Here is an 18,853-nt window from a genome sequence, read left to right on the forward strand (position 1 = left end):
GTTATCCAAAGAAGTGATGAAGACACATTCCAAATATGGAAGTTGCCCCTTTCACCCCGAAGGAGGTTGATCTTTAAAAGCTTGGTAGGTCTCCTGGCTTCCGGATCCACCCAAAAACGTTCCTTCCCAGCTTGCGCCAGTGGTTTTATCGTTTTTAGTCCTCGGTTACAGTGGCGGGGGCCGCGTTGGATTTTAACCAACTTCCCTTAGCACCAAATCCTTATCGCAAAGTAACTAAACGCATTCCGTGTTTTTGTCTAGTGTCCCTTGAGTAGATCAAAGCAAAACTTTTAGAGTTGTTGTCTTCGGTATTATTTCCTGTCACAAAGCAGCAAGTTATGAAAGTCGTTCACACATTGGCATGCCTTGTTATTCTTGCTGCCTGTACATCGGAAGAGCACACACCCTTCGGTTTGGATTGTGACCGGGGCTTTGCGGAAACTGTTTTAGCCATGCCCAACTACGGTGACCATGCCGGCTTTGGTCAGGAGTATTTTCCTGACATCGTTCTAGGTCCTCCTCAAGGTGAGGGTGCGTCCCAAGGATCCCTCGATGTTCTCTCTCTTGGTGTTGGTGGAAGCATAGCGTTTGATTTTTCTGAAAATTGCATTGTGGATGGCGAAGGTTCTGATTTTATCGTGTTTGAGAATCCCTTTTTCGTGGGAGGAGAGGCAGCAAATGTTTACAGCGAGCTTGCGCAAATAAGCGTGAGTGAAAATGGCGAAACTTGGCAGAGTTTTCCCTGCGATGCGGAGCATCCGAATGAGAGTTCTTGCGCTGGAATTCATCCTGTTTTTACCAATCCAGACAATGGTATCAGCCCCTTTGATCCACAGGACTCTGGGGGTGACTTATTTGATTTGGCGGAGCTAGGGCTCAGTCGCGCGTGCTATTTACGCATTCAAGACCTAAGCGAATCGGGTCAAAGTCCCAGCGCTGGTTTCGATCTTGATGCGATTGCTACTTTGCATCGCGAGTGTTTGTAGTCTCCTCTTTGTACAGTTGCTCACAGAAGACTATGGTCTCTTCTGTCTACGAACGGACTCAAAATGGACGCTACGTTTGCGTTGAGCACGTTAGTACTAGTAAAAAGCGCTTGGGAGGCTTTTGGACGGAGTATTTGGAATATGTAGTCCTCGCAGGCGGTTGGCTAGTCTTCGATGGTATCCATTCTGTCGCTGGATGTGTGGGAGGCTACTGGAAGGTCATGCTTTTGTGGCGTGACAGCATGCACGCCACGACGCAACACAGAGAACAACCGCTCTAAGATGCTCATCACTGCCAAGATGGCTCCAGTCACAAGGGTGATTGCGATAGCCACACCATAGAGGTCTAATCCGGCTGCAGCGCCGATTGCGGCAAGGATCCAAATTACTGCCGCGGATGTCATACCGTGTACAGTTTCTCCGCGAGAGAGGATGACTCCACCTCCAAGAAAACCAACGCCAACGATTACCTGCCCCAATAACCGCGCTGGGTCTCCCGATGGCCCCTCTAGGTAAGATCCCATCCGAACGAAGGTAGCGCTTCCCAGACATATTAATGCACTGGTTCGTACACCCGCAGGTTTGCCTTTGACTTGCCGTTCGAGTCCGATTGCTGCACCACAAAACGTGGCGAGCGCTAATCGAATCCAAAAACTTGTTTCAAACACTTCAGCAAAGTGCATACGTGGAATTGTAAACTGTTTCTCGTAAGTTGAAAAGCCGTAGGACCCTTCTTTTCGCTTTGCAAATACTCTCCCAAGAGGCTCCCGCCCGGCTAAGCCGACAGCGTGACGACGCGATTGCTATAGTGTATCGCGAATGTTTGTAGTCTTCTTAGGCACTTGCTTGCGGAGGAATACTGTCTCGTCCGCAAAGTAGTATTGCGCAGTTTTTACATTTTGCGCGCTTGATACGATCACAAAGCGCAACCAAGTCAAAGTCTGAATCAAGAACCGCACCGTCGGTGGCTCGACCACTTACTTGATCGTAACGTGCGTTGTCAAGAGCAATCCATTGACCTCGGTATTCGTCGTTGCAACAAATATCTTTCCAGTTCATTAGTTCCATACAGTTTGCAATCCTGGTGCCCCGTTATTATTTGATGACACCTGAAACGGTGCCGGGGCTTACGTCTCCTGCAATGAAAGGTCAAGTGGAAAAAGAGGGTTCTCGATAAAAAGCGCTATGTTTTCAGATATTTGACGCTAGCTTTTGGGGTCGGTACACTGCATTTTATAGCCGACAAAAGGAGGAATCTTGAACGGAGACAAACGCGATCCAATGATGGTTTGGTTTCTCATCGTAGTGACCTGCGGACTTTATGGTTTGTATTGGTACTACGTGATGGGCAGTGACTTGAAAAGCTATTTGGCTGATGAAAGTATCAACCCTGCGGTGGATATCATCATTCTTCTCGTCTGTGGTTTTTACGGTCTGTATCTTCCTATCAAATATGGAAAGCTCATTCAGCGAGCGCAGCAAAAAAGCCGGCATGGCTGATGCGAGCGATCAGGGGAGTGCTCTTTTTGTTATTATCTTTTTTGTGTGGTTACGGTTACGTGAAGATGCAAGAAGAGCTTAATAAAGTTTGGGCTTCAGCATAGCTTGGATCGATGGTCATGAAGGCAAGGTGGATATCAGCTTTTGCCTTCATGGCTTTTGTTTTGCTTCTTTTCTTTGAAGTGCCGCTGTGTCCGGTGAAGAACCTGTTCGGAGTCCCCTGTCCTGGATGTGGGTTAAGCCGAGCGGGATTGGCGTTGCTTCAAGGACACTGGCTAAAGGCATGGCATTACCATCCCTTGATTTTCTTTTTCCTTCCTTTGTTGACTTTGTTGGGAGCAGCAGCTTTTTTCCCAAAGCTGCAAACTGCACTAAACAGGGTGCCCGTTTGGTTTTGGGCTACTTTCGTCCTCTTAAGCCTTATTCTTTGGGGGGGCCGGTTGTGCGGCTATTTCGGGGGACATCCGGATGCGATTGATCTTTCTCGATCGGTCCTGGGAAAGTTGTTCCACTTTCTCAATGCTTAGTGCCCTACAGTGGAATGTTTCCGTGTTTGCGAGGCGGGTTGTAGTCTCGCTTATTAGCGATGAGCTGTAGTCCCTGGCAGACACGACGTCGCGTTTGACGTGCTTCGATAATTTCGTCGACAAATCCAAGTTCAGCAGCGCGGAATGGCGTTGCAAAGTTGTCACGGTATTGCTCGATGAACTCTGCTCGTGCTTTGGCTTTGTCTTTTGCGCCCTGTATTTCTTTGCGGTAGACGATATTAACCGCTCCTTCGGGCCCCATGACTGCGATTTCTGCTGTTGGATAGGCTAGGTTCAAATCGCCGCGCAGATGCTTTGAGCTCATCACATCGTAGGCGCCGCCATAGGCTTTGCGAGCAATGATGGTTATTTTGGGCACCGTGGCGTGCGCAAAAGCATAAAGAAGTTTTGCGCCGTGGCGAATAATGCCACCAAACTCTTGGTCCGCTCCGGGAAGAAAACCAGGAACATCGACGAAGGTGACTATGGGCAGATTAAAGCAATCACAAAAACGCACGAAGCGAGCTGCTTTGACCGATGCGTTGATGTCCAAACAACCTGCAAGAACCATGGGTTGATTTGCCACGATACCGACGGGCATTCCGTCATAACGCGCAAAACCAATCACCATGTTTTGAGCGTAGTCTTGTTGTATTTCAAAAAAATGACCCTGGTCTACCGAGCCCTGAATTAGCGTGCGTATATCGTAGGGCTTACTCGGATCCTCGGGAACCACCGAATCAAGAGCCGTATCCTCGCGATCCCATGGATCGTTGCTTTTCAAAATCGGGGGATTCTCTTGATTGTTGGAGGGCAAAAAAGAGAGAAGTTCACGAATCGTTTTTAGGCAATGTGCATCGTCGTTGCAGGCAAAGTGAGCCACGCCACTTTTTTCGTTGTGGGTTTTTGCGCCGCCGAGCTCTTCTTTACTGACTTCCTCATGGGTCACGGCTTTGATCACGTCGGGGCCGGTGATGAACATGTACGAAGTGTTTTTAACCATCAATACAAAGTCGGTGATGGCAGGGCTATATACTGCGCCACCAGCGCAAGGTCCCATAATGGCACTGATTTGAGGAATAACTCCTGAGGCCAGCGTGTTGCGAAGAAAAATGTCTGCATAGCCAGCAAGCGATGCTACGCCCTCTTGGATACGTGCGCCACCCGAATCATTCAAGCCAATGACAGGTGCGCCCACTTTCGTTGCAAGATCCATGACTTTGCATACTTTCGAAGCGTTGGCCTGACTTAGCGAACCTCCAAAGACCGTGAAGTCTTGGGCAAACACGAACACTTTACGGCCTTCGACATTGCCGTAGCCCGTGATTACGCCGTCACCGGGAACCTTTTGGCTTTGCATATCGAAGTCATAGCAGCGATGGCTTACCAAACGATCGACTTCGACAAAGGAACCCTCATCAAGCAGAGCAGAGATGCGCTCACGTGCGGTCATTTTTCCCGCAGCATGTTGTTTGTCGATGCGCGCCTGTCCTCCGCCGAGTTCGGCGAGCTGATTAAGTTTTTCAAGTGTATCGTGTGAGCGGTCGCTTCGCATAGTTAGCCTTTGGCTAAAGCTAACACAAAGCGATCAAGATCCTCTAGGGAGTGTTTCTCGGTCACTGCGACCAGAAACTCGTTTCTCATGTGTGGGAAAAAGCGAGCAAGTTCTAGACCGCCAACGATACCGGCTTTTTCGAGCGAAGCTAGGCTGGATTTGGCACCTTTGTCGCTGCGTACTGTAAACTCATTGAAGGTTGGAGCCGAAAAAGCAATGTCGTAACCGTCGCATTTACGGATGGCTGCCTTCAAATACTCGGCTTTTTCAAAGCAATTTTGACCGATTTGCACAAATCCCTTTTTGCCGAGCAAGGCCACGCGGATGGCGAAAGCCAGAGCAATAAGACCATGATTGGTACAGATATTGGAGGTCGCGCGTTCACGACGAATGTGTTGTTCACGCGTTGAAAGTGTTAAAACAAAGCCGCGTGCTCCAGTGCTGTCTGTCGTTTGGCCCACCAAGCGACCAGGCATTTGTCTTAGAAAATCTTTTTTACAGCTGAACAGTCCAACCCCAGGGCCGCCAAGTTGCGGCGGCACTGCAAGTGCCTGACCTTCTCCAACGGCAATATCAACACCGAGGCTGCCTGGAGCCTTAAGCAACGAAAGCGCGTAGGGTTCGGCGGTTGCGCTGATGAGCAAGACGCCTTTTTCATTGCACAACTTCTGGATGCTCTTTAAATCTTCAACGCAGCCAAAAAAATTGGGATAGCCCACAACAAACGCTGCGATGTCGGTTGTGAGTAGTTCGTTTAGTTTAGCAAGGTCTGTTTGACCCTTGCTGTCGAGAGGGGCTGACTTTAAGTCCGGTTTGCCGTCATCGATTCCTTGCAAGTAAGTCTGTACCGTTTGAATGTATTCTGGATGAAGTCCATCCGATAGAAGGCAAGTGCTGCGTTTGGTGATGCGGCGAGCCATCAACACAGCTTCAGCCGTCGCGCTGGCTCCATCATACATGGATGCGTTGGCGACATCCATGTCAAAGAGCTGGCAGACCATGGTTTGGAATTCGTAGATAGATTGCAGTGTGCCTTGCGCTACCTCGGCTTGATAGGGCGTGTACGCGGTATAAAACTCATTGCGCCCGAGCAGTTGATCCACTGCGGGCGGGATGTGATGGGCATAATTGCCTGCACCAAGAAAGGGAGACAAATGAGCCGGCATCGGATTTTGCCGCGAGCGTTTTGAGATGGGACATCAGAGCCGCTTCATCAAGGGCAGGTTCGAGTTTAAGGTCTCCGTCGAGACGAACGTCCGTAGGAATGGTATAAAAAAGGGCATCGACATCGGGGACGCCAATGACCTTTAACATTTCCTTAATCTCGGATTCGGTGTGCGGCAAATAACGCATTGTTTGCTTAGTCCTGTTCTGCGACAAAGGTGGCGTAGCTTGCTGCATCCATGAGCTCTTCGAGTTGGCTTTGATCGCTGATGCGAATACGCAACATCCAACCTTGCCCATAGGTGTCATCGTTGATGAGCTCTGGTTTATCAGCGAGGGCTTCGTTGACCTCTATCACTTCACCATCAACCGGCGAAAAAAGCTCGCTTACTGTTTTGACCGATTCAATGTCGCCAAAACGCTCACCGGCTTTGATCGAGCTGCCCACCGACGGCAAATCAACCAGAGTCACATCACCGAGCTGCTCGACTGCAAAGGCTGTAATGCCAACTGTAATGCTGTCTTGTTCTAGCTTGGCCCATTCATGTTCCTTGGTGTAGCGGCGGTCTTCGGGAAATTGCGTGTCACTCATGCTTTTCTCTCTCACGTTTATCGTTTGTAAAAAGGTGTGGGGACGACCTCTGCCTCGATGGCTTTGTCTCGGATTTGTACGTGAACTTGGCTGCCAAGCGAAGCAAATTCGCTTTTCACGTAGGCTAGCGCAATGGCTTTATCCAGGCTGGGGCTGGGCGAGCCGCTGGTGATTTGTCCAATGACTTGTCCTTGCGCATCAAGCACAGGGTACCCATGTCGGCCGATGCCACGTCCGAGCATCTGCATACCCACCAATTTTCGCGATAGGGCTCGCTTTTTTAGCTCCATCAAGGCGGCTTTCCCTCGGAAATCAGCAGAGTCAAGTTTTACAGCCCAACCCAAGCCTGCCTCGAAGGGGTTTGTTTCTTCGGTGATTTCGTTGCCATAAAGAGAGAGTCTGGCTTCTAAGCGCAAGGTGTCGCGTGCGCCCAGACCGATCGGCTTTGCGCCGTGTACGAGGATGCTGCGCCATAGGGCAGGAGCGTCGGCGTTGGTACAGAAAATTTCAAAGCCATCTTCGCCGGTGTAGCCAGTTCGCGCCAGCTTACAAGCAATGCCATCGAGCTTATCTTCGCTGTACGCAAAGCGGGGCAAATCCAAGATACTGTCTTGGGCGCCAAGTTTTGCCATAATGGAGATGGCTTCGGGGCCTTGAAGGGCTAAGAGCGCCAGATCATCGGAGCGGTCGCTGTATTCACAATCAAACGCATCGGCATGCGTTTTGAAAATTGTGCTTATCTTTCCACGGTTGGAAGCGTTGCATACGACAAGGAATTCGCTGCTGCTTTTGCGATACACAATCAGATCGTCATGAACCCCACCATTCTCGTTACAGCAAAGGCAATACAGCGCTCGGCCCGAAGCAAGTTTCGCGATGTTTCCGGTCACCAAGCTATCGAGCATGCGCTCAGCGTCGGGACCGGTAATAACGAGTTCTCCCATGTGTGAGACGTCAAACAGTCCAGCGTGCTGACGTACGGCGAGGTGCTCTTTTACAATTCCCTCATACTGCACCGGCATCTGCCAGCCAGAAAATGGCACAATGCGTGCACCGAGTCGTTTGTGTTCCTCGAAAAGAGGTGTTTTTCGTAGCCCTGTTTCCACAGCGCTCGACCCTATCGGGGCTTTTTAGGGCTGGCAATGGCCGCATTCATAAAAAAGAGACAACTTTTCCCTTTTGTGGCCGATGACAGGGTGCGGTCACACTGACAGCTCGGCCAAGGTAGATATGGAAAAGATTTTACTTTCTCGCGACGGAGAAGTCGTTGCGGCGTTTTTGCTCAATCCAGGGAGTCTCTAGGTTGGTCGAGCCAATAACTCGGATATCATTATTGACGATCCGAGCGTGGCCGAACGTCATCTGCTCCTAGCGAGGCAGGGAGGAACGGTCATGGCTTACGATCTGCGCGATATCAAACAAAAACCTTCCATTTTTCCACCCGGGCAAGCCATTCATATTGGCCAACGACATACGCTTTTGCGTCATTTTGATCATCGCGTAAAAAAAGAGATTGAAACCGAACCGCTTGCTCAGCGGGCTGAGGATCTGTCATCGCGTTACCATCTTTTGGTGGGCAGTTCCCAAGATGCTCGAAAAATAGTGATAGAAGATAAAGCCGTGCACGTGGGCACCGATAGCGACAACGGTCTTGTGCTCTACGATTCAGCGGTAAGCCGCCGACACTGTCGTTTGGAGCCCGGCGCTCGTGGTCTTCGTATTCGGGATCTTGGTAGCACCAATGGTACCTGGGTTGATGGTGTTCAAGTCCTGTGTGCTCAGCTTGAGCACGGTATGAGGGTTCGGGTGGGTAAGACCACCCTTTATGTCGTTCGTGCTGAAACTGACGATAAGACAGACACAAAGGGGATCGATGGTTTTGTAGCCAAAAGTCTAGCGATGCAACATGTGGTATCGGAAGTCGAACGTTTCTGTCGTTTTTCTTGGCCGGTGCTTATCGCCGGTCCAACGGGCGTTGGTAAGGAAAGCATTGCACGCAATCTTCATCGCAAATCAATCCGCAAGAATGGACCTTTTGTTGCCCTCAATGCTGGAGGCTTGCCCCACGACCTTATGGAAAGTGAACTCTTTGGTCATGAAAAAGGGGCATTCACCGGAGCTGTGAATGCGCACAAAGGCGCCTTTGAACGAGCGAACGGCGGTGTCCTGTTTCTTGATGAAATAGGAGAGCTTCCGCTTAGTGCTCAAGCGAGGCTTTTACGAGTGCTGGAAAACTGGGAAGTGCTGCGTGTTGGCGGGGAGAGCTCTTTTTCGGTCGATTTACGACTTGTTTGCGCGACACATCGTGACTTGCCAAAATTAGTCGAAGCGGGCGAGTTCCGTGCGGACCTTTACTATCGCATTGCTCGCCTAGTCATTAAAGTGCCAGCTCTAAAGGAACGTCTTGAAGAACTTCGACCTTTAGCGGAACATTTTCTCAATGAAATGCGCGCAGAGCTTGGCCCTCGAGCGTTGGGGCAAGATGCTTTCGATCGATTGTGCCTGCACCACTGGCCCGGTAACGTTCGTGAGTTTCGAAATGTTTTGTGCGCCGCGGCGGTGAGTGCAGTGACGCCCAGCATCACTGCTGCGGACATCGATCACGCCTTTGTTCGTTTGGGCATCGAAGGTTCTGCGGACTATCCCATCGAGTCAATTGAACAGATGTTGGTTGAGCACAAAGGAAATCTATCATCGGTTGCAAGAGCGCTTGGCATTCCTCGTTCAACTCTTCGCGATCGACTCAGGACGAAAAAATAATCAACGATCTTCCCTAAACAACCGCAAACGAAGCGCTACTAAATCTGCGGCTACCGCTAGCGCTTGTCGTGTGTTCGCTGATTTAGAACGACCGGCCAGTCGGGGGCGGCAAGGGACGATGACCACTGAATAAGGCTCTTGTGCGCGCAGCATGCGAATAGGAAATTCAAATTTAAAAAGAAACTATCCGATGGAAGTTTTTTTCGATTGAAGAGCAAGCGGCGAAACAGATAGGGGCCGTCGCTTTTTAGCCGCACTCCAAGAAGCAAAAATATCAGGGTGCGTACGCCCCAGGACAATATCTTTCGATGCACGCCATCGTTGCGGTTTTCGTAAACCGAAAAAACAATATTGCTTTTGTTTTCATATTGCGATGACATGAGGATCCCCAAAGCTTCAGGCGGGATTTGCCCGTCAGCTGGCAGAAAACTTACCCATTCACCTCGAGCAGCTGCAACGCCCGTCTTGAGGGCCGCACCGATTCCAGAACGTTGTTTGTGCCGCAGACAGCGGTGTTCAATGCCGGCCAAAGACCGTTTCGCGATTTCAAGCGATGTGTCCGTTGAGCCGTCGTCTACAAATACAATTTCGGATGAAACAGGGTTTGCCCGAAGCCAACTGATAAGCTCAGTCATGACCGGCGGTATGTTTTCTGACTCGTTGTACGCGAACACGACGATGCTAAGTTTTACAGGGCTCATGGTGGACGCATCCGTAGTTTCTTTGCCGGAACCCCAGCCATTATGCTGTAGGCTTCGACATCTTTGGTGACCACCGCGCCGGCTCCAATTTGGGCACCTTTGCCGATGTGCACACCCGGCAAAATAATTGCGCCGCTGCCAATATCCACATGATCGTCGATGATGACCTCAGCATATGTAACCGAAGATTCAAGGATGGCCTTTTCGCGGCCTTCTTCCTGGTGCTGCGAAGTCAGTATCTTTACCCCAGGGCCGATGCCGACTTGTTTGCCAATGCGAAGTCCGCCAGCGCTGTGAAAGAAACACTGTTGTCCAATCCAGCTTTTATCACCGATGAGCATTTCATTCTTGTAGTAGGCTTTCAGAATGCTTTGATGTCCGATATAAACATTGTGACCCAAATGAATGTTTTCCGGATGAAAGACCAGCACGCCCGTCTCAAACACGGGATCATCGCCACATGAAGCGAAGTCCTCGATGGAAAAATGACCGCTGCCGTGGCTTTGATGGCGCATGGGGAAAGTATACCTTGTTTAGCAAAAAACGGCAGATTTTAGCTTATTCTTTGCTGCGAAGCGCTTGACATTCGGGGCCTCAGTGCGTTCAAAGGGCAGTATCTTCTTTGTTTGCCTTGGATTGGAGCGGGTATGTTGAAGCAATGGCTTGGAAAAAGCTATTTGGGTAACTCGGTTGAGGAATGGGCCCTCGCTTTGGGCGTTGCGCTTGCTGTGTGGATTGCTTTGGCGGTGACGCGCAGAGTTGTGATTTTTCGACTGGCGAAGATTGCGAAACGAACCACGAGTTCGGTCGATGACGTCATTGTCGAAGTGCTTGAAGCTACGCGAGCTTTTTCTCATATTGCGCTCGCGATCTTTGTTGCTTCTCATTTCTTAGAGCTATCATCAAAAGCGACCGATATTCTAAGAACGGTTGTGATGGTAGCTCTGCTGCTGCAAGTCGGTTTTTGGGCGCAACGTGGTGTTAATGTTGGCGTAGCGAAATGGAAGGAGAACAAGGGCGACTCTTCTGGAGCACGCACAATGAGTGCTGCAATCACTTTTATTGGACGATTGGTAATTTGGTCACTGGTCCTTGTTTCGGTGCTTTCACAATTGGGTGTGAAGGTTGGAGCAGTCGTCACGGGTCTTGGGATTGGTGGTATCGCCGTTGCCTTAGCTGTGCAAAATGTGCTCGGCGACCTGCTTGCCTCACTGTCGCTTTATTTCGATACGCCTTTTGATATTGGTGATTTTATTGTTACCGGTGGCAGCAAAGGCACGGTTGAAAAAATTGGCCTTCGCTCGACTCGAGTGCGTGCTTTGTCAGGTGAGCAGCTTGTATTTCCAAATGCCGAACTCGCTAATAAATTGATCCAAAACTACAAACGCATGGAGGAGCGACGGATCGACTTTCGCCTTGGACTTGTTTATGGCACGCCCTACGACAAGCTCAAGCGGGTGCCTGCAATCATCGAAGAGATTATTTCCGGGATGGAAGGCGTTCGTTTTGATCGCAGCCATTTCTCGAGTTACGGTGACTTCTCGCTTGTTTTTGAGACCGTCTATTTTGTGCTTAGTCCTGATTACGCCGTGTTTATGGACAAACAGCAAAGCCTTTTTTTGGCTCTCTATGAGCGATTTGAAAAAGAAGGTCTAGATTTTGCCTTCCCAACGCAGACCCTTCATTTGGTAAAAGAGCAAGCTTAGCTACAGAAGCTTTCTATCCGAAGGCAGTTCCAGGTAGCCAAGATCAGGACCCTTCGGGATAAAGCCCGTGGGATTAAGTTGTCGGTGACTTCCGTAGTAGTGCCGTTTGATGTGATCGAGGTTGCAGTATTCCGAGACTCCGGGCATCTGATAGATGTCGCGCAAATAGCCCGATAGATTTTTATACTGCATCAGCAAACGATTATTGCATTTAAAATGTACATAATAGACTGGATCAAATCGCAATAGCGTTGTGAACAAGCAGATATCAGCTTCTGTAAGCTGATCGCCGCATAAAAAGCGCTGCTTTTCCAAAAGACGATCCCATTGGTCCAAGGCATCAAACAGGGTATCGAAGGCGTGGTTATAGGCGGCTTGGCTTTGCGCAAAACCGCAGCGGTATACGCCGTTGTTGATGGGTTCGTAGATTTCATCAATGCGTTGGTCAATCAATGGCTGCAAATGATCCGGACAAAGGTCAAGATCCTTGTTGGCAAAGCGATGCATTGCTTTATCGAGCATGCGCAAAATGTCTCGAGACTCATTGTTGACGATAGTGTTGGTTTTTGTGTCCCAGAGTACAGGCACAGTGACACGGCCAGTGTAGTCTCTTTGTGCGGCTACGTAGACTTGCCACAGATAGTTTGCTTTTAGATGAGGATCGGGATCAACTCTATCATCGCTCCTGAACTCCCAACCGTGCTCGCCCATATGGGGGTGAACAGCCGTAAAGGAGACAGCATGCTGAAGTTGTTTGAGCGCAATAACTGTTAAGGTTCGATGAGCCCATGGACAAGCATAGGAGACATAGAGATGATAACGCCCTGCTTCTGCGGAAAAAAGAGCATCTTCTTTATCCTCAATCCAATTCTGAATGAGCTCTGCTGCCGTTGGAACTCCCCTTTTTGGTTCGTTTCCCATTGCTCTTTTGTTTGCCATTTACCCTGGTACAGTTGTCCTGACATCGCAATTACCGTCATACGGAGCGAAGCATGGTTCGTCAACCCATGACAATCCTTCAGTCGTGTTGAGGCAGGTTTACTCTGAGAGTGAGCAGGTCTTGTGTCTTTTCAACCGTGCTGAATGCTCGGCACGCCCTGGGCAATGCTGTTTCAATCACTTTTTGCATTGCCGTAAAGCTTGTTCCAAATCACTCGGGCTATGCCATTGAGATATCCAAAGCAATCCAAAATCATTGTTCGCTTTCTTTAACACAAAGACGCGATCCCCAAGCCAACCTTCGGCGGCCAGATTGGCTTCTGTTTCATCCGATGCTTGATCAAAATACACACGGAACACCAACTCGCCGAGAGTGTCCTGATGCAAAATCACAAGTTCGGTTGAATCTGCGAATCCCGATGGAAGTTCGATGCGCTTTGATTTCTTTCGGCTTTGCTTAGGGTGGAAGATTTCAGCCATCGATTGGGGTGGTTTGCGATATCGCCGATTGATTGCGCGCCATCCACCCTGTTTAAAAAGTTTGGCGGCGTAGATAGTGCCGTCGGCATAGGGCGCGAGCATTTGCGCTTGTACGATGGCTGGCGCTGCGCGCAATGCTTTGCTCGGAACGCTTGCCATGGCAATTTTGGCAAGTTTGTCTTTCATGGCGAGAAGACCCGCAAGCATCTGTTCGGTCGAAATCCCCATTAAATCCGCGGTAAATGCAAGCATGGCCAAGGTTGCATCGCCTTCGACAAGCGATTGAAATGCAAGGCTTTCATCGGTGCTTTGAAGGTTTTTATAAAGTTTCCTGAGTCCCAAGCGTTGATCTTGAAGCGCATGTGCAAGTTCGTGAACTAAGACCGCACTTGCTTCATCAGGATAGAGCAGCAGTTGGGGCTTTTCCTTAAAGCCTTCAGCCAAACTTTCGCGGAGGACCATGATTTGCCGGTCAGCATCGTAATAGGCCAAAAGCTGCTCGCCGATGATTTCCATAACTTCGCCGTTCAGTTTTCGCTCGTTTTAATCAGACCAAGCATGCGATAGATGCTTTGCTCAAAAAACAAATCCTCGGTGTCCATGCGAGCGATTACGTTTTGAGTAATACCTTGCTGTGATTCTGTGTATATCGCCAAGGCTTTGCGAAACTTTAATTGGCGAACTTTTTCCGCCATGCGAATCAGAGGCTTTAGGTTGTTGAGTTCTGTTTTAGAAAGGGTTTCTTCGGTACTATCATTGAGAGGCGTTGTGTTTTTTTTCTCCACCTTTGCTGAAGGAGGCATCGTGGGCCAAGAGCATCTTACTTCCGGTTTAGATAGTGCTTTTGCTTCTGGTTTCTGGGCTATAGGGCCTCGAGCTGCTTCTATAGGATGCGTGGCGCTCCGCTTACTATGATTCGAAGTGCAAGCAGCCAATGCGATCAGAAGCACGACACAGTTTTTTATCACTTTAAAATTAGAACTTGCCATAGTCTTTAGGGCAATAGGGGTTCTGGTCGTGGTTCAAGATGAGCGGATAGGGGGCTGGCCTCATTGGCGAGTTCCGGGGCGACGCTTAGGAAGGCATCGAGCGCGACGCGTGCTGATTCGAAATCGCCTTCGGCAAGACGGAGCCATGCGAGTTGCAGAACCGAACGAGGGTCTCCACGCTCAAGTTGTGCGTCCAAAAGTGCGCGTGCGGCTTCATCGGATCCCATGGCCCAGAGTAGTGATGCAGCTTCACGCACCGCGTCCTCTTTTGAAAGTAGAAAGGTATGAGGTTCGTGTACTGCAGGTGGTGGAATCAGGGTTTTCTTTACGGATGCTTCATTGAGCAAGGTCAGTTCGTGTTCGCTGAGATCAAACAAAGCATAACGTATGGCCTGTAGGGCTTCGTCGCTACGATTACTAAGCACTAAACGTTTGGCGCGATGGACTTCGTAGTAACGAAGCACTGCAGCGGCGGTACCATAATCACCGCGTGGTCCAAGCATGGTGTCGCGCCCAATAGCGGAGGTCCAACGTTCGGCCATGGAGCTGTCCAGCATGGATTGCGCGAAGTTCTGCCCTTGGCTTGGCAGAAATACATAGGCTCCCAGAACGTATCCTTGGCCTCGCGTCGGTTTATGCGATTCTGACAGAATTGGCATCTTTTGATGGTATTTAATGACAATTCCGTCATTAAAAGCCTCAAAAGCATGACTGCCTTGTCCACGCAGCGGAATGCCGTCCATGCCGCGGTGTTTGGCCAAACGCTTCCAGTGCCAAGATGAAGTCGCAAGACCACTGATGAACAAGGGAACATCGGGACGAGCCCCGTCGATGCTTTTCGCTTGCATCCAACTGGCTGCGAAAAAATCGGTTTCGACAATAACAAGCGCATGGGGTGGGGCTGCTTCGGTCAATGCGCCACTCAGTGTTTCAAGCGCGGGTACATCTGCTTCAAAAGCATGTGCAACGCGCGGCAAGGAAGGAATATTTAAAGCAATTAACGCTATGGCTCCGATAGCGAGAACACGATTTTCATGATCTTCGGCAAAGAGCACAAAGCCGGTGACGCCCAGAGCAAGGAGCAGTGCGGTGATGGGTCCAAAGTATGCGACGTTGTCTGGGTTGCTGGTTTCAAGTGCCTGAAGGGATGCGGCCATGAGAGAAACAAAAAGTAGGGTGACGAGCCACAGCAGAGTGGACCACGACCTGCTTTGTTTTTTTAACAAGGGTAGAGCAAGCAAGGCTACGCCGATGAGTGGAAGCATACCGCATGCGCTTAGGCTGTATCCGATGGCATCGGCCAGCTGCACTACGGCGCTGCTTTGCTCAACTCCCAAGTTCATACGGTAAGCTTTTGCGCTAAGGTAGTCCCAAAATCCGGCAAGATTTGTGGGATCTCCCCAGGTTTCGGCACCTGCCTTTGCGCGCAAAGGCAGCCATGCGTAGACAAAAGCGCCCAACAAACCAGCCACTGTGAGCCAACTGAGCTGTTTTACACGAAACCAGTGGCGAAGGGGGCTTATCAAGGCGCTGATCAGTGCTGCGCCTAAGATAACCAGTGCGTGCGGCGGATGCACCGCAAAACACAAACCAAAGGCAAGGGCTGCTTGATAAAGGTACGATGCTTTGTAATCCTTTTTCCACTGCACAATGCGGCACAACGCGAACAGGGTTAGACTGAGCGACAGACCGTAGACTTCGATGCGCATGGCTTGGCGAATCACGGGTGGGCTAAGCAGCAATGCAATTGCTGCGGCATCCGGGGCAAAGCGTAGGGCTTTACTGCTCCAGTTTGCATTCTCAAGGTTTTCGGCGATGGCTTTGCCACACAGCGTGAAGTGGAGTGCTTCAATAAGGCGAGCTAGCCAAAAAGCTGCAAGTAGTTCGGTGAGCAGACTCAATAGCGCCATGCGATAGGGGATGGGGCCGACGGGTATCCACGCGATGGCGTGGGCGAGGATGGCGTGCAGTGGCTGACCCGGTGGATGGGATGCCCCAAGATCCCAGGCAGCAGCGGCAAGCTCGCCTGCATCATAAACCGAAGGTCCCGCACTGAGATAAAGCACACCAATGCATGCATAAAAACACAACAGTGGAATACGCCAGGGAGTGTTGCTGCAAAAAGGCATGTCTCAACAGCATAGCGCGTCTGCTGCAAGTTGGATATTTTAGACACTTTTCAGGTGCTGCTCGAGTCGATGAGCACCGCTTTTTCCTAAAAGCTCGTCGGCTCTTAGCGGATTACTAAAATCGGGCTCGCCGCGAAACCAAGTGCGTTGGCGGCGTGCGTAAATGCGTGTTGCTTTTTCGCTTTGCGCAGACTCTCCTCCAGAGGCTCGGAAGCAAGTAAGTGCGGTAGCAATTGTCGGTAACCCACACTACCAAGTGCTCGGCAATGTGGACCATAGTGCGACAGAAGCATCTCAATCTCGCTTAGCCAACCCGCTTCGATCATGCGATCCGCACGCGCGTTGAGTCGCTCTTGATGCTCCGGGCTGTGATCGTCCAAAAATATATGGAGCGCATCATAACGTGCTTCTCCTAAAGCATGCTCTTCGCGAAGCTTTCCAAGCGCTTGACCGGTCTGCTCGTAGACTTCCAAGGCGCGCACGATGCGCACGGTATCGTTTTCATGAATTGCTTTTGCGCCGATTGGATCGACCTGAGCGAGGCGCGTATGCATGGTTTTGGTTCCCAGTTTATGGGCTTCGTTTGTGAGCATTTCACGAAGCGCTGCGTCGACTTTAGGTAAATCAAGTAAGCCTCGGAGCAGCGCACGCAGCCAAAGCCCCGTTCCACCCACGACAATGGCTGTTTTTCCTCGCCGATGAATGTCCGCAATGGCTTGATCGGCAAGCTTGGCATAGTCAACGGCATCGATGGGTGCATCGGGGTCGGCGGCATCGATCAGATGATGCTTAATGCCTTGAAGTTCACTCTCTGTGGGTTTGGCTGAGCCAATATCAAAACCGCGGTAGACCTGAACAGAATCAGCACCGACGAGTTCGGCATCGAACCGTTTAGCTATCTCAATAGCGCACTGGGTTTTGCCGGTTCCCGTCGGCCCGGCAATCACGATCATGGCATTGGCTTTTTTCATTGCAAGACTAGCCTAAGAGTGGATTACTATGTCTGAAAAGGCTAGCGTGTGTGCGATGGGTTGGTCGTGATGGCAATGTCCTTGAAAGTCCGATACCTCATCGAGAGCGGATAAGAGGGCTTTGCATTCATGCGCAGACATCGCATCGCCAGCGCTTCGCGAGGCATGACAAGCCATGGTAGCGAGCACAGTGTCCATGCGGTCGCTGAAACTTCGTTGTGCGGTATGTGTGATTTCGCTTAGCGCATCGTTTATCAATAGCTCGACGCTAAGGTGAGCCAGTTGGGCAGGAACCTCGTCGATAAGCAGGGCATCGTCTGCGATGGCCCGCGATTCGATGCCAAGCGATTCAAGGGCTTCGTGATGTTCTAGCGCATACGCCATGCGCTTAGGGTCCAAGGTGACGCGTTCTGGAAAGAGCAGCCGCTGTTTAGTGACAGAGCCCTCGGTGAATGCTTTGTGAAGTTTTGCAAACCGTATGCGTTCATCTGCGGCGTGCTGATCCAAGATGTAGAGAGCATCCTGTCCTTCGCATAAGATGTACATGTTTTTTAATTGCGCAATGAAGCGCAGTTGAGCGAAAAAGCCTAGAGACTGACTTTGACTATCTAAGTTGGGGCTGCCGTAGCTCGTCTGCTTTTGATTCAGCGATAGAATACCTTCGCTTAGATGCTGGGCCATAGCGGGGTAGAAACCCGGCGGTCTTTGTGAAGCGTTTGCGGCGCCTTCGTTCGAGTGTCGGGCGATGTTAAGCCAATTGCTCTTGGCAAGTTCCTTGCTCAAGCTGCGTGAGACAATGTCGAGAATGCGACGTGGTTTTGCAAAGCGAATTTCTGTTTTTTGAGGATGAACGTTGACGTCGATTTCTGCGGCGGGCACTTCGATGAACAACGCGCCAAAGGGATAGCGACCGGGCGGCATGACACTTCCATAAGCGAAGGCAAGCGCATGAGCTAAGCCTCGGTCTTTGACGGGTCTTCGATTGACCAAAATACGTAACCCACTGCTGTTGCTTCGCGCTCGCTCAGGTGGAGCCAATGCGGCTTCGATGCTTACTTCCTCGTGCTTTACTCGGAAAGGTAGCATGGTGCTTTCGCGCAATATGCTGGATGCCCGAGACAGGTGATCGTTGTGGCGCTGGTAGTCGCGAATTAAACGGCCATCTCGCACAAGCCTGAAATGAACTTGGGGGTTGGCCAAAGCTGCGTTCATGACGACTTCGGCGATGTGCGAGTTTTCCGTGGTGGTGGATTTAAGAAATTGTAGACGAGCTGGAACGTTGAAAAAGAGCTCAGCGATTTCAATGCGAGTGCCAGGGGCGCAGCCGATGTCGGCAACTGCGGCGGGCCGGCTGCCCTCGCTGCTGATCCGTGTTCCGACAGGATCATCGGTGCGCCGAGTTTGGATGGCCCAACGAGAAACAGAGACAATGGCGGCCAGTGCTTCGCCACGAAAACCAAAACTTTGAAGCTCAGCGAGTTCTTCAAAGCGGGAAAGTTTGCTTGTGGCGTGCCGCGAAGTGCATAGTTGGGCATTGCTGCGAGTCATGCCTTTGCCGTTATCGATGACGACAATGCTGCCTAGACCACCGTTACTGATCTCGACATCGATGCGGTCTGCCCCTGCATCAAGCGAATTTTCCACCAGCTCCTTGACCACGGAAGCAGGCCGAGAAACCACTTCACCAGCCGCAATTTTGTCGATCAGGCTGTCTTCAAGGAGCCTAATATCGTCGCACATGCCCCGACACTATGTTGCCGCTGCTTGCCTTGCAACCAAACAGAGGGCAGTTAGGCAGTGGACCCGATGTAGTCATCCGGGTATGATAGCACTAAGTAGGTAAAATCACCCATC

General features: G+C 50.6%; 17 protein-coding genes, 2 pseudogenes and 1 riboswitch. Of the genes and pseudogenes, 5 read left to right on the plus strand and 14 right to left on the minus strand.

The window, feature by feature from the left end; translation table 11 throughout:
* Positions 1 to 65 precede the first annotated feature (65 nt).
* Positions 66 to 254: riboswitch (cobalamin riboswitch) on the minus strand.
* Positions 255 to 452: 198 nt separating this feature from the next.
* Positions 453 to 986: a hypothetical protein gene (locus IPJ88_09370; GenBank protein QQR92008.1), complete on the plus strand. Its 534-nt coding sequence runs from the start codon at positions 453 to 455 to the stop codon at positions 984 to 986.
* A gap of 164 nt (positions 987 to 1,150) precedes the next feature.
* Here IPJ88_09370 and IPJ88_09375 read toward each other — a convergent pair whose 3' ends face one another.
* Positions 1,151 to 1,669 (minus strand): MgtC/SapB family protein, encoded by a 519-nt coding sequence (locus IPJ88_09375; protein QQR91881.1) that lies wholly within the window; start codon positions 1,667 to 1,669, stop codon positions 1,151 to 1,153.
* A 151-nt stretch (positions 1,670 to 1,820) separates the two neighbouring features.
* The gene (locus tag IPJ88_09380; GenBank protein QQR91882.1) at positions 1,821 to 2,045 is read right to left on the minus strand and encodes a hypothetical protein; all 225 of its coding nucleotides are present in this window, start codon (positions 2,043 to 2,045) and stop codon (positions 1,821 to 1,823) included.
* 198 nt (positions 2,046 to 2,243) lie between these two features.
* On the opposite strand from IPJ88_09380, the gene IPJ88_09385 reads away from it, so the two are divergent.
* Together IPJ88_09385 and IPJ88_09390 are read left to right on the plus strand one after the other, a co-directional pair.
* Positions 2,244 to 2,486 (plus strand): DUF4234 domain-containing protein, encoded by a 243-nt coding sequence (locus IPJ88_09385; protein ID QQR91883.1) that lies wholly within the window; start codon positions 2,244 to 2,246, stop codon positions 2,484 to 2,486.
* 188 nt (positions 2,487 to 2,674) lie between these two features.
* Positions 2,675 to 3,013: a DUF2752 domain-containing protein gene (locus IPJ88_09390; protein ID QQR92009.1), complete on the plus strand. Its 339-nt coding sequence runs from the start codon at positions 2,675 to 2,677 to the stop codon at positions 3,011 to 3,013.
* Between the two features lie 4 nt (positions 3,014 to 3,017).
* Here IPJ88_09390 and IPJ88_09395 read toward each other — a convergent pair whose 3' ends face one another.
* The 4 genes and pseudogenes from IPJ88_09395 to gcvT all read right to left on the minus strand — a co-directional run bounded on the left by IPJ88_09395 (position 3,018) and on the right by gcvT (position 7,445).
* A complete protein-coding gene (locus IPJ88_09395) occupies positions 3,018 to 4,568 on the minus strand; it encodes an acyl-CoA carboxylase subunit beta (GenBank protein QQR91884.1) in 1,551 nt (516 codons plus the stop codon).
* A gap of 2 nt (positions 4,569 to 4,570) precedes the next feature.
* Positions 4,571 to 5,921, minus strand: a pseudogene (gene gcvPA, locus IPJ88_09400) (aminomethyl-transferring glycine dehydrogenase subunit GcvPA).
* A gap of 7 nt (positions 5,922 to 5,928) precedes the next feature.
* Complete coding sequence (gene gcvH, locus IPJ88_09405; protein QQR91885.1) at positions 5,929 to 6,324, minus strand: glycine cleavage system protein GcvH; 396 nt, start codon at positions 6,322 to 6,324, stop codon at positions 5,929 to 5,931.
* A gap of 17 nt (positions 6,325 to 6,341) precedes the next feature.
* Positions 6,342 to 7,445: a glycine cleavage system aminomethyltransferase GcvT gene (gene gcvT / locus IPJ88_09410; GenBank protein ID QQR92010.1), complete on the minus strand. Its 1,104-nt coding sequence runs from the start codon at positions 7,443 to 7,445 to the stop codon at positions 6,342 to 6,344.
* 271 nt (positions 7,446 to 7,716) lie between these two features.
* Between gcvT and IPJ88_09415 the strand changes: the two genes are divergently transcribed.
* Positions 7,717 to 9,084: a sigma 54-dependent Fis family transcriptional regulator gene (locus IPJ88_09415; protein ID QQR91886.1), complete on the plus strand. Its 1,368-nt coding sequence runs from the start codon at positions 7,717 to 7,719 to the stop codon at positions 9,082 to 9,084.
* 56 nt (positions 9,085 to 9,140) lie between these two features.
* Here IPJ88_09415 and IPJ88_09420 read toward each other — a convergent pair whose 3' ends face one another.
* Together IPJ88_09420 and IPJ88_09425 are read right to left on the minus strand one after the other, a co-directional pair.
* On the minus strand, positions 9,141 to 9,785 hold the full coding sequence (locus IPJ88_09420; GenBank protein QQR91887.1) for a glycosyltransferase family 2 protein: 645 nt from the start codon (positions 9,783 to 9,785) through the stop codon (positions 9,141 to 9,143).
* A complete protein-coding gene (locus tag IPJ88_09425) occupies positions 9,782 to 10,300 on the minus strand; it encodes an acyltransferase (GenBank protein QQR91888.1) in 519 nt (172 codons plus the stop codon). Before IPJ88_09425 ends, IPJ88_09420 begins: the two co-directional genes overlap by 4 nt.
* 132 nt (positions 10,301 to 10,432) lie before the next feature.
* Here IPJ88_09425 and IPJ88_09430 point away from each other — a divergent pair, with 132 nt between their 5' ends.
* Positions 10,433 to 11,491 carry a mechanosensitive ion channel family protein gene (locus IPJ88_09430; GenBank protein QQR91889.1) on the plus strand — a complete coding sequence of 353 codons (1,059 nt, stop codon included), beginning with the start codon at positions 10,433 to 10,435 and terminating at the stop codon, positions 11,489 to 11,491.
* On the opposite strand, the pseudogene IPJ88_09435 reads toward IPJ88_09430, so the two are convergent.
* The 6 genes and pseudogenes from IPJ88_09435 to mutL form a co-directional block, all read right to left on the minus strand.
* Positions 11,492 to 12,456 (minus strand): annotated as a pseudogene (locus tag IPJ88_09435) (glutathione S-transferase family protein). It lies immediately after the preceding gene.
* 151 nt (positions 12,457 to 12,607) lie between these two features.
* Positions 12,608 to 13,426 (minus strand): hypothetical protein, encoded by an 819-nt coding sequence (locus IPJ88_09440; GenBank protein ID QQR91890.1) that lies wholly within the window; start codon positions 13,424 to 13,426, stop codon positions 12,608 to 12,610.
* 11 nt (positions 13,427 to 13,437) lie between these two features.
* Positions 13,438 to 13,713, minus strand: a complete 276-nt coding sequence (locus tag IPJ88_09445; GenBank protein QQR91891.1) for a hypothetical protein — start codon at positions 13,711 to 13,713, stop codon at positions 13,438 to 13,440.
* A 191-nt stretch (positions 13,714 to 13,904) separates the two neighbouring features.
* A complete protein-coding gene (locus IPJ88_09450) occupies positions 13,905 to 16,028 on the minus strand; it encodes a DUF2723 domain-containing protein (GenBank protein ID QQR91892.1) in 2,124 nt (707 codons plus the stop codon).
* A gap of 104 nt (positions 16,029 to 16,132) precedes the next feature.
* On the minus strand, positions 16,133 to 16,999 hold the full coding sequence (miaA, locus tag IPJ88_09455) for a tRNA (adenosine(37)-N6)-dimethylallyltransferase MiaA (protein ID QQR91893.1): 867 nt from the start codon (positions 16,997 to 16,999) through the stop codon (positions 16,133 to 16,135).
* 12 nt (positions 17,000 to 17,011) lie between these two features.
* Positions 17,012 to 18,739, minus strand: a complete 1,728-nt coding sequence (mutL, locus tag IPJ88_09460; protein QQR91894.1) for a DNA mismatch repair endonuclease MutL — start codon at positions 18,737 to 18,739, stop codon at positions 17,012 to 17,014.
* Between the last annotated feature and the right edge of the window lie 114 nt (positions 18,740 to 18,853).

The sequence above is a fragment of the Myxococcales bacterium genome (genome assembly GCA_016699535.1).
GTDB lineage: Bacteria > Myxococcota_A > Polyangia > Polyangiales.